8 protein-coding genes are annotated in these 10,510 nt (G+C 72.1%); 2 read left to right on the plus strand and 6 right to left on the minus strand.

Annotated features, from left to right (window positions below; translation table 11 throughout):
* Positions 1-352: 352 nt before the first annotated feature.
* A complete protein-coding gene (locus tag VK923_11905) occupies positions 353-3,547 on the plus strand; it encodes a BTAD domain-containing putative transcriptional regulator (protein HSJ45377.1) in 3,195 nt (1,064 codons plus the stop codon).
* Between the two features lie 5 nt (positions 3,548-3,552).
* Here VK923_11905 and VK923_11910 read toward each other — a convergent pair whose 3' ends face one another.
* The 3 genes from VK923_11910 to VK923_11920 all read right to left on the minus strand — a co-directional run bounded on the left by VK923_11910 (position 3,553) and on the right by VK923_11920 (position 7,674).
* Entirely contained in the window at positions 3,553-4,320 is a 768-nt protein-coding gene (locus VK923_11910; protein HSJ45378.1) for a hypothetical protein, read from the minus strand.
* An 85-nt stretch (positions 4,321-4,405) separates the two neighbouring features.
* On the minus strand, positions 4,406-6,742 hold the full coding sequence (locus tag VK923_11915; protein HSJ45379.1) for an FtsX-like permease family protein: 2,337 nt from the start codon (positions 6,740-6,742) through the stop codon (positions 4,406-4,408).
* 215 nt (positions 6,743-6,957) lie between these two features.
* Positions 6,958-7,674, minus strand: a complete 717-nt coding sequence (locus tag VK923_11920) for an ABC transporter ATP-binding protein (GenBank protein HSJ45380.1) — start codon at positions 7,672-7,674, stop codon at positions 6,958-6,960.
* A gap of 333 nt (positions 7,675-8,007) precedes the next feature.
* On the opposite strand from VK923_11920, the gene VK923_11925 reads away from it, so the two are divergent.
* Positions 8,008-8,301: a hypothetical protein gene (locus tag VK923_11925; protein HSJ45381.1), complete on the plus strand. Its 294-nt coding sequence runs from the start codon at positions 8,008-8,010 to the stop codon at positions 8,299-8,301.
* 830 nt (positions 8,302-9,131) lie between these two features.
* Here VK923_11925 and VK923_11930 read toward each other — a convergent pair.
* The 3 genes from VK923_11930 to VK923_11940 form a co-directional block, all read right to left on the minus strand.
* Positions 9,132-10,067, minus strand: a complete 936-nt coding sequence (locus VK923_11930; GenBank protein ID HSJ45382.1) for an NAD(P)/FAD-dependent oxidoreductase — start codon at positions 10,065-10,067, stop codon at positions 9,132-9,134.
* Positions 10,064-10,222 carry a lycopene cyclase family protein gene (locus VK923_11935; protein ID HSJ45383.1) on the minus strand — a complete coding sequence of 53 codons (159 nt, stop codon included), beginning with the start codon at positions 10,220-10,222 and terminating at the stop codon, positions 10,064-10,066. Before VK923_11935 ends, VK923_11930 begins: the two co-directional genes overlap by 4 nt.
* A gap of 43 nt (positions 10,223-10,265) precedes the next feature.
* The coding region (locus VK923_11940) for a hypothetical protein (GenBank protein ID HSJ45384.1) at positions 10,266-10,510 on the minus strand (245 nt) is incomplete at its 5' end.

A 10,510-nucleotide genomic window follows, 5' to 3' on the forward strand; every position in this document is an offset into this window, starting at 1 on the left:
CCGTGGATCGGAACGGCGGTGAGCACGATGACGGGCAGCGTGCTCTCACGCGGGGCGGGGACGCGCCGTTCGGCGGACGAGCCGCCCGATGCGGTGACGCTGGCGACGGTGGACGTGGACGGCATGGCGGGCTCGGGCCGCGGTGGCTTCGCGCATCCGATCACGCATCACTGCCTCGGCGAACAGCTGGTGGTGCGGCATCGTAGTCCTCCTCGACGTCTTCCTGTGGACGCGAAGATGAACGACGACGCTGTCGAGGGCTGTCGCGACGCTGTCGACCTCAGACCTCGCTCGCACTCCGGTGGAGCACACAGGGTTGACAGGCTCACGACCTACGCGACCAAATGGCGCCATGGAGTTCCGCATCCTCGGGCCTGTCGAGGTCGAGGTCGACGGCACACCGATCGCGGTGGCGCCGAAGGAGCGGCTGCTGCTCGCCGTGCTCGTGGTGTCCGCCCGCGAGGTCGTGCCGGTCAGCCGGTTGATCCATGAGCTGTGGGAATCAGACCCACCGGCCGACGCGCGGAACGCCGTGCAGCTGCTCATGTCCCGGCTGCGCAAGGCCCTCGGTCCGCACAATCGCGACCTCGTCATCACGCAGCGACCGGGATACCTCCTGCAGGCACGAAGCGATGAGGTCGACGCGCGGCGCTTCGAAGCCCTCCTGCGACGCGCCCGACAGGTTCGACCCCAACGTCCCGCCGAGGCCTCGTTGCTGCTCGACGAAGCGCTCCAGCTGTGGCGCGGACCTGCGCTGGCCGGGCTGGCGGACCATGACTTCGCTCGGCTGGAGGGCGGCCGACTCGATGAGCTGCGGGTCGTGGCAGCCGAGGAGAGGATCGCCGCCGACCTCGAGCTCGGCCATCACGACGAGGTCGTGCCGCGTGCGCGCGAGCTCGTCGAGCAGCATCCGCTGCGTGAACGCCTCCGCTCCCTGCTGATGCTCGCGCTGTACCGCGCGGGCCGGCAGAGCGAGTCGCTCGATGCCTTCCATGCGGCACGCCGCCTGCTCGCCGACGAGCTCGGTGTCGACCCGGGAGCGCAGCTGCAGCAGCTGCACGAGCGCATCCTGCGCCACGATCCCGAGCTGGCCAGCCCGACCACCGCCGGAACGCCGCGGCCTGTGGACCACCTGCCGCTGCGCCTGACCTCCTTCGTCGGCCGCGACGTCGAACAGCAGGTCGTGCGCAAGCTGCTGTCCACGCATCGCCTCGTCACCGTGGTCGGGGCCGGTGGTGTCGGCAAGACCAGCTTCGCGGTCGAGGTCGCGCGACAGGTCCAGCCGAGGTTTCCCGACGGCGCGTGGTTCGTCGACCTGTCGGCGCAGCGCAACGGCTCGTTCGTCGCCCGGGCAGTGGCGGAGGCCCTCGGGCTCGCCACCGACGCCGGAGCCGGGCGCACCGACCTCGACTGGACACAGCGCCTGTGCCAGCTGCTCCGCCATCGCTGCCTCCTGCTCGTGCTGGACAACTGCGAGCACCTCCTCGAAGCCTGCGCCGCCCAGACGCAGCGGCTGCTGCGCGCATGCCCGGATCTGCGGGTGCTGGCGACCAGCCGCGAGCGACTTGGGATCCCCGCCGAGACGGCCTGGACGCTGCCGCCACTCGGGCTGCCGCACGACGCTGCGTCCCGGGAGGACCTGCGGGCCCAAGAGGCTGTTCGGCTGTTCACCGACCGCGCCGCAGCCGCATGCGGCGAGCTCACGCTGACGCCGGGCACCGCCGAGGCGGTCGGTCGCATCTGTGAACGGCTGGATGGGCTGCCGCTCGCGATCGAGCTGGCGGCGGCGTTGACGCGGGTGCTGCCACTCCACGACCTGGCCGCGCGACTCGACGATGACCGCATCCGCCTGCTCGACGCCGGCAGCAGGTCCGATGAGCCGAGGCACCGCACGTTGCGTGCTGCGATCGACTGGAGCAACGAGCTGCTGACGCCGCCCGAGCGCGCCACGTTCCGCCGACTGGCCGTGTTCCCCGGCGCATGGACGATCGACGCAGCCGAAGCCGTGTGCGCTTGGGACGCCACGACCGGCACGGACACCCTCGGTCTGGTGTCCCGTCTGGTCGAACAGTCGCTCGTGATGCTCGAGGCCGGCGACCGCGCGACCTACCGGATGCTCGAGACGATCCGCGGGTATGCGCGCGAGCGCCTCGTCGAGGCGGGAGAGCTCGCCGACGTCCAGCGCCGTCACATCGACTACGTCCTGGACCTCGCGGAGGCAGCGGCGGCGGCCCCGGCGAGCGCCAGCCACATCGCGGCGCTCGAGGCGGTCAGCGACGACATCGCCGTCGCGATCCAACGCGCCACCCGCAGCGGAGATCGGCCGACAGTGCTGCGACTGGTCGGTGGGCTCGGCTGGTACTGGGCGACGTGGCGGCCGCGCGAGGGCGGGCACCACGTCGAGGCGGCCATGGCGGTCGGCGGCTACCTACCGTCTCGGGAGCTCGGCGCGGCGTTGCGGGCGTCGGTGCTCGCCGACAGCTACACGCCGACGGAGGCCACGCTGGCCAACGGACGGCGCAGCGTCGAGCTGTGCGAACGCTTCGGGGATCCGGTGGGTGCAGCGACGTCACGCCTGCTGCTGGCGTTCGTCGAACGCCAGCGCGGTGGCAGTTGCGCGGAGGCGCTCGCGCTTACCGATGATGCGACGACGGCACTGCGGGCACACGCGGACCTGTGGGGGCAGGCGCTCGCTGCACTGACGTACTTCCGGTTGCACCTGCACTGCGGAGCGCTGGGGCTCGCGCTGGTCGCCGGACAGGACGCGTTGCGGCGCTTCTCGGCGCTCGACGACCCCTGGGGCACGCCGTGGACGAGGATCTGGCTGGCGATCGCGTCCCGGATGCACGGCGACGCCGATGTCGCGATACGACTGTGTCAGCAGGCGCTGGCCGACGCCGACCACCGCCTGCCGTACATCACCTGCCTCGCACACGCCGAGCTCGCAGGCGTCAGCGCCGTGCGCGGCGAGCACGATCGCGCCAGGGACCACTGCGGCCGCGCACGGGAGCGCGCGGCGGCCAGCGGTGTCGGCGACGCCACCGGTGTCGCGGCCAACGTCGCAGGGTTCGCGGCACGGCTGTCGGGCAGCGCCGCGGACGCCCGGGACCACCACGTCGAGGCGCTCACGGTGTTCCGGGATGTCGGATCGGACATCGGTGTCGCACACAGCCTGTGCGGGATCGGGTTCGCCGAGCTGGGGCTCGGCGCGCCCCGTGAGGCCGGAGCGCACCTGCAGCAGGCGCTGCGCATCGCGCTCCGGACCCGGCGGCTCGAGCTCGTCGCGGCCGCGCTGGAGGGCCTTGCCGGCGTCGAGATCGAGTCGGATGCGCGGTTCGCCGCGACGCTCCTCGGCGCCGCCCGGTCGACGAGAGACGACACCGGGATCCGCGTGAGCCTGATCGAAGGCGTCGAGCCGCAGGCCGTCGAGCAGCGCCTCCGGGCGGCGCTCGACTCCCGTGCGTTGGAACGTGCGTGGCGCGACGGCGAGCGTGCGCCCGCCGAAGACCTCCTCGAACGCGCCGCGGCGCACAACCGTGATGCGTGAGCTGGTCAGGACCCGGCCGAATCCATCAGCCGGCCCTCCTGTGATCGGCGGGCGCGCAGCAACGCGACGGCCAGCCACGCCATCCACAGCAGCGACAGGACCGGCGTGATGAACGGGACGAGCGACACGCTCGGCGCGACGAACGGAGCCGCGGGCGCGGTCATCGCGACGGCTGCACCGGCGATCGCCGCGAGCGTCGCCCACCGGGGCAGCACGGCTTGCCGCAGAAGCCCGGCGGCGACCAACGCGTGACCGGCGAAGAAGCCGGGCCAGGAGAACCGCCACAACCCGACGGCCAGGCCGTCGTACCATTGGGTGAAGGCATCCAGGTCGCCGGCGACCGCGACGTCCGCGGCGACGGTGGACTCGACCACGAGGTAGACGAACAGCGGCACACAGAAGATGGTCATCAGGGCCCAGCCGGTCGCCGCACTTGCCGATCCGGCCAGCCGGGAGCGCCCGACGAGCACGAGCAGCGCTCCTGCGCCGCCACAGACATAGCCCGCGGCGATGCCAAGGTGACTGAGCCGCCAGGCGACGGTCGAGTCGGCGGCGACCTGCATCGTACGGGCGACCGATACCCCCTCGCCGGGCGGGTGCAGCAGGTAGAAGCCGATCCACAGCAGCGAACCGAGCAGCAGCAGGACCGCGGCCGGCACGGCGGTGGCCGGGGTGCCCGGCGCGGTGCCGGGGACCGCCGCGATCTGGGCGGTCCGAGAAGACTGTTGATGTGAGCGTCGGGTGCGGGACGGAAGTGCGGGGATCCTGGTCATCGGTCGACCTTTCCTCATCAGGTGGCGGATGGTGGTACGTGAACCGCGGCCGCCGGCCGCCGCGCACGGCGGCCGGCGCGCTTCGTCAGTCGGTGGAGATGGCGGCGAGGACGTCCAGTCGCGAGGCCCGCCGTGCCGGCAGCACGCCGGCCAGCAGACCCGCGACACCGGCGACGGCCAGGTAGGCGAGCAGTTGGCCGCCAGGGATGGTCACGGCCATGCTGGCCCGGCTGTCGCCGAGCGCGCCGACGGCGGCCCAGCCGAACACGACACCCAGCGCGACACCGACCACGCCGCCGAGCACCGCGACGAGCAGCGCCTCCCACCGCACCATCGCGGCGATCTGGTTGCGCGTGGCGCCGACGGCCCGCAGCAGGCCGACCTCGCGCGTCCGCTCGAACACCGATAGTGCGAGCGTGTTCGTGATCCCCAGCAGCGCAATGGTGACGGCCAGCACGAGCAGCACTGTCACGAGCCCGAGGATCTGGTTGACCCTGGCGAGCTGCTCCTGTCTGGCAGCCTCCGGGTCGAGGATCGCGGCGGTCGGGAACTCATCCAGCGTGCGTGCGACCGCCGCTTCGACCGTCGCGGGCGACACGTCCTCGGCCGCACGGGCGTACACGACGGCGTCGACGTCCTCGGTGAAGTGCTCCGCGTAGGTGTCCAGACCGATGAGATAGTCGGACCGCAACGCCCACATGTCGTCGTCGTTGACGAGACCGACGACGGGCAGTCGCTGATCGCCTGTGCGGGCGAAGACCATCGGCAACCGGTCCCCGACGCCGACGCCGTGCCGCGCGGCGAACTTGGCCGTCAACACGACGCCCCCATCGGCCAGGCCGTCGATCGAGCCGTCGACCATTGTCAGGTCCATGACCTCTGGCAGCGTCTCGGGATCGACAGCGGCGAGCCACTTGACCGTGGTGTCGTCGCGCCAGTGACCGAACCGCACCCGGCTGGTCGTGGCGATCTCGGGGAGGTCGCCGACGCGATGCGCCACGTGCGTTGACAGGCCGCCGAGCATCTCGCTGCGGGCGCTCTCGATGACGTAGTCGGCGGTGACGACATCGTCGAACGACGCGGTGATCGACGCCTTCATCGATGTGGCGAGCACCGTCATGAACGTCACGACCGCCAGGCCCAACGCCAGCGCGGTCACCGTCGCCGCAGTGCGGCGAGGGGTGCGCTGGGCGTTGCTGCGCGCGAGCCGACCCGGGATCCCACGGCCGTCGAGGGGACGGCCGACCACGCCGGCCAGCCGACCGACGACGGTCGGTGCCAGGATGCGGATCGCGGCGATGCCCGCGAGTCCCGCGATGGCCACGGCCGTCACCGACGGCGTGACGCCGGTGACGCTGGTCACGAGCAGCGCCACGGCCACCGTCGCGACGATGCCACCGAGCACGACCCGGCCGCGGCCGACGGGCCGGTCGCCGATCGCCGCGTCGCGCATGGCCTCGGCCGGCGCGACGCGGGCGGCCCGGCGGGCGGGACCGAGCGCAGACAGGATGGTCACGACGATGCCGATCGCCAGGCCGGCGATGACCGTGCGTCCGGCGACGACCAGCGGCCCGTCGGGCAGGGCGACGCCGAACGCGCCGATCAGCCCGCGCATGCCCTGCGCCGCGCCGATGCCGAGCAGCGTGCCCAGCGCGGACGCCACAACGCCAACCACGATCGACTCCCCGAGCACTGACACCGTGATCTGCCGTCCGGTCGCTCCCACCGCCCGCAACGTCGCGAACTCGCGGGTGCGCTGGGCGACGAGGATCGAGAAGGTGTTGGCGATCAGGAAGCCGCCGATCAGCAGCGCAGTCCCCGAGAGAACGCCGAGCAGGATCGGCAGGATGCCGAGCTGGTCGCGGGCGGCGTCGGCCGCCGCGGCCGCGGTGTCCTGGCCGGACGCGACCTCCGCGGTCGAGCCGAGCGTGTCGCCGAGCCGTGCTCTCAGGTCGTCGACGCCGACTCCCTCGGTGGCCGCGATCGACACCTGCGAGAACCCGTTGACATCGAAGACCTCCTGGGCGGTGGCCAGGTCGAACAATGCGACGGTCGCGCCAGGCAGGCTGTCGCGGTCGCCGAACCCGACCACGCCGACAACCCGGTACTCATCGGGCGGACCGATGATCTGGACGGTGATCGTGTCGCCGACGGCGAACCCGTGATCCGTCGCGGTCGCTGCGTCAATGACCACCTCGCCCGGTCCTGCGGGCGCACGTCCGTCCCGGATGGTGAACAGGCCGAACGGCGCGGGCGCCCATGACCCGCCGGCCGACGGGCCCTTCGGGATGATCGGCTCACCGTCCGGCGCGTACAGCAGCGCCTGGCCCGAGACCTGCCCGGCGGCGTCGGCGACGCCGTAGGTGGCTCGTACCTCGAGCGTCTCAGCGGGCAGCGGGTCGCGTTCGACCTCGACGCCCATGGCCGAGTCAACGCCGACGCCGACCGCACGACCACGTCCACGCCGTTGTCGGCGTCGGCGAACTGGTCGGCGAACAGCTTGTTCGCGGTGTCGGTCAGCACCAGCGTGCCGACGACGAAGGTGATGCCCAGCACGACGGCGGTGACGGTCAGGGCCAGTCGCAGCCTGCGGGCGGCGACTCCTTTGATGGTGGCGTGCCACATGACTGATCCCTCCTAGCCGTCGTGGTCGGCGGCCGGCGTGTCCAGGCGCCGCATGCGCTCGAGCACGATGTCGACGGTCGGAGCGAACACCTCGTCGACAGTCCGGCCGTCGGCGAGGAACACGACCCGGTCGGCGTAGCTGGCGGCGCCCGGGTCGTGGGTGACCATGACGATCGTCTGGCCGAGCTCGTCGACGGTGCGGCGCAGCAACGAGAGCAACTGGCCGCCGTGGCGCGAGTCGAGGTTGCCGGTCGGCTCGTCGGCGAACACCAGCGCCGGGCGGGACACGAGTGCGCGTGCCACCGCGACTCGCTGCTGCTGGCCGCCGGAGAGCTCGGCCGGCCGGTGGTGCAACCGGTCGCGCAGTCCGAGGGTGTCGATCAGCGGCTCGACCCACGCCGGGTCGGGGCTTCGGCCGGCCAGCGCCAGGGGCAGCGTGATGTTCTCGCTCGCCGTCAGCGACGGGACGAGGTTGAACGCCTGGAAGACGAAGCCGACGCGGTCGCGCCGCATCAGCGTTCGCTTGCGCTCCGTCAGGCTCGTGACGTCGGTGTCTTCGATGCGGATCGTCCCGCCATCGATGTCGTCGAGGCTGGCGAGGCACTGCAGCAGCGTCGACTTGCCAGAGCCCGACGGGCCCATCACCGATGTGAACTGACCGGCCGGGATGTCCACGGTGACGCCGTCGAGTGCGCGTACCGCGGTCGGTCCGTGACCGTAGACCTTCACCACGTCGATCGCCGTGCGGCAGGTCGCTGCGTGATCTGTGCCGATGTCGCCGTGATGACCGATGCCATGGCGCCTCCTCGTGCCACGTGGGCGACCCGACCGGTCGACCCAGCTGGATGCCGCCATGCTGAGCGCGGTGGCTGTCGAGATACTGTCGAGGTCCTGTCAGGCGTGGCGCGACCGCCGATCCGCCAGCCGTCGCTCATGTCGTGCCCTGCGTTCGATGCTCACCGTGGGGTACCGGCGAAGATCATCCCGTCCGCGAGCGACCAGCCGAGCCACACGGCCGGGCCGTCGACGTGCGCCGGGCCGCTCCCGGACCCGGTTCGCACGGTGGCGAACGAGCCGTCCTCGAGCTCCACGATCCACCGACTCGTCACCATCGTCGGACCGGGTGGCGTCGGAACGACCAGCCTCGCCATCGCGGCGGCGGGCGACGAGCTCGACAGACACCCCGACGGGGTCTGGCTCGTCGTGCTCGCCCGGCTCACCAACCCCACGCTGCTCCCCGCCGAGCTTGCGCGGGTGCTCGACCTGCGCATCAGCGGGCGCGCGACACGCGATGTGCTGGTCGATGTGCTGCGGGATCGGACGCTGCTGCTCGTGCTCGACACTGCGAGCACCTGATCGAGGACTGCGCGCGGCTGACGGTGATGCTCCTCGAGCACGCGCCGGAGGTCCAGGTGCTGGCGACGAGCCGGGAGCCTCTGAAGGTCCCGGGCGAGGCACTCTTCACGGCGGCACCGCTGCCGAGTCCAGATGACGACGTCGACCCGGCCGTCGTCACGGCCTCTCCGTCGGTGCGGCTGTTCGTGGAACGCGCGCAGGCGGTCGGACCCGCATTCGTGCTAGACGGTGACGCGGTCTCCGCGGTCGCGCAGATCTGCCGGCGCCTCGATGGACTACCGCTGGCCATCGAGCTGGCGGCGGCGCGGACGCGAAGCATGCCCGCGCAGGAGATCGCCAGGCGCCTCGGGCGCCGCCTCGAGCTGCTCACGAGCGGCGCGCGAGTGGCGCATCCCCGGCAGCGGACGCTCGCGGCGACGCTCGACTGGAGCTTACGACCTGCTCACCCTGACGAGCGCGTGGTGTTCGAGCGTTTCGCCGTCTTCTCCGGCACAGCCTGGAGGCGGCCGAGGCCGTCGTGGGTGCCTGTGCGCGGCCATGGGATGGTACTCGAGCGTGCCGCGACGGTGGGCAACGGCGTCGGGTTCGCCGACATCGCCAACGGGCGCGGCGAGTCCGCGCTCGACCTGGGCGCCTTCCCACGCGCCCGCGACCTGCACCTGTCCGCGCTGCGGGAGTGCACCGAACTGCATCTCGATACCGGGATCGCCGCCAGCCTCAGCAGGCTCGGCCTCGTGGAGGAGTGCGCCGGCAACGTCGCTGACGCCGAGCGCCACCACGCGAATGCCGTCGACACCGCCGCACGCGCAGGCGGTGCTCCTGTTCGGTCATCAGCCCGTCGGGCTGGGTGTCGTCCGTCCTGCGCGGGCGTGCCGCTCAGCGATGCGGGCCGCGAGGTACGCCGCGTCGCCGGTGACGAAGCCGAGCAGTGCCGAACCTCTCGTGTGCTGCCATGGCAGCCCCAGGGTGTACAGACCCGGTACCGGAGTCACGCCGCGGCGCTGGACGATGGCGCCGGCGTCGTCGGTCGCCTCAGGGACGTGGATCCACGAGTGGTCCAGGTGGTAGCCCGTGGCCCAGATGACGGTCGCGACGCCGTCGAGGCGACCGCCGTCGGCGAACCCGATGGTGCGCCCGGTGGCTGCGGTCACGCGGGGCCGCAGGCGGACGCCGAGGCGTTGCAGCTGTCGGGGACCTGTGCCGATGACGGCGTCACGGGCACGCATCCGTCGCCCCAGCCGGGACTCGGCGGTCGCGCGCATCGCGCCGGTGATGGTCAGCCACCAGAACAGGTCGCGGCCGGCCAGGCGCTGCGGGAACGACGGCAGCCGCTGGCCGACCGCGAGCGCGACAGGGTGCGTGGCGGCGAGCTCAGCTGCGATCTGGCAGCCGGAGTTGCCGCTGCCCACCACGAGCACCGTCCCCTGCGGGAGCACGCCGGGGTTGCGGTAGTAGGCGCTGTGCAGCTGGACCACCGCGGGGTCCAGGCCTGCGGCGACCGATGGGATGACCGGCGTCTGGAACGGACCGGTCGCCACGACCACCTGGCCCGCGGACACGGTCCCAGCCGCGGTGGCCACGACGTAGCGATCGCCGTCGCGGCTGACCTGCGTCACCCTGGCGCCGAGCCGCACCGGCAGGTCGAACGCCGCGGCGTACGTCTCGAGGTACGCCGCGACCTCGTCCTTGCCCGGGTAGGTGTCGGCTCCGGCCGGGAACGGCATGCCGGGCAGCCCGTCGTACTGGGCCGGGGTGAACAGGATCAGCGAGTCCCAGCGGGACCGCCAGGTGTCGCCGAGGCGGTGGCGCCGTCGAGGATGACGAAGTCCAGGCCCAGCCGCTGCAGGTGGTGGCCCATCGCGAGTCCGGCCTGGCCGGCGCCGATGACGACGACGTCGTGGTGGCTGTCGAACTGCTCCATCGCGGGTCTCCTTGGTGCAGTGGGCGATGCTTGGTCCGTGATGTCAGCTGGCGGTGACGACGAACGGCACCGTGATGACGTCACCCTCGGCGGTGCGGAACTGGCCCCACAGCTTGTACGCGCCGGGCTCGTCGAAGTGGAAGTGGAACTCCAGCTCCGGTCCGAACCGCTGGCCGGGCAGCGCGAACACGGGGCGGTCGTTCGCATCGCGGACCTCGGCGTGTTCGTGGGCGAACGCGCCGGTGTCCTCGCGCATGATCACCACGTGCCCGGCGGCCGCGAGGTACG

The organism is Euzebyales bacterium (assembly GCA_035461305.1).
Classification (GTDB): domain Bacteria; phylum Actinomycetota; class Nitriliruptoria; order Euzebyales; family JAHELV01; genus JAHELV01.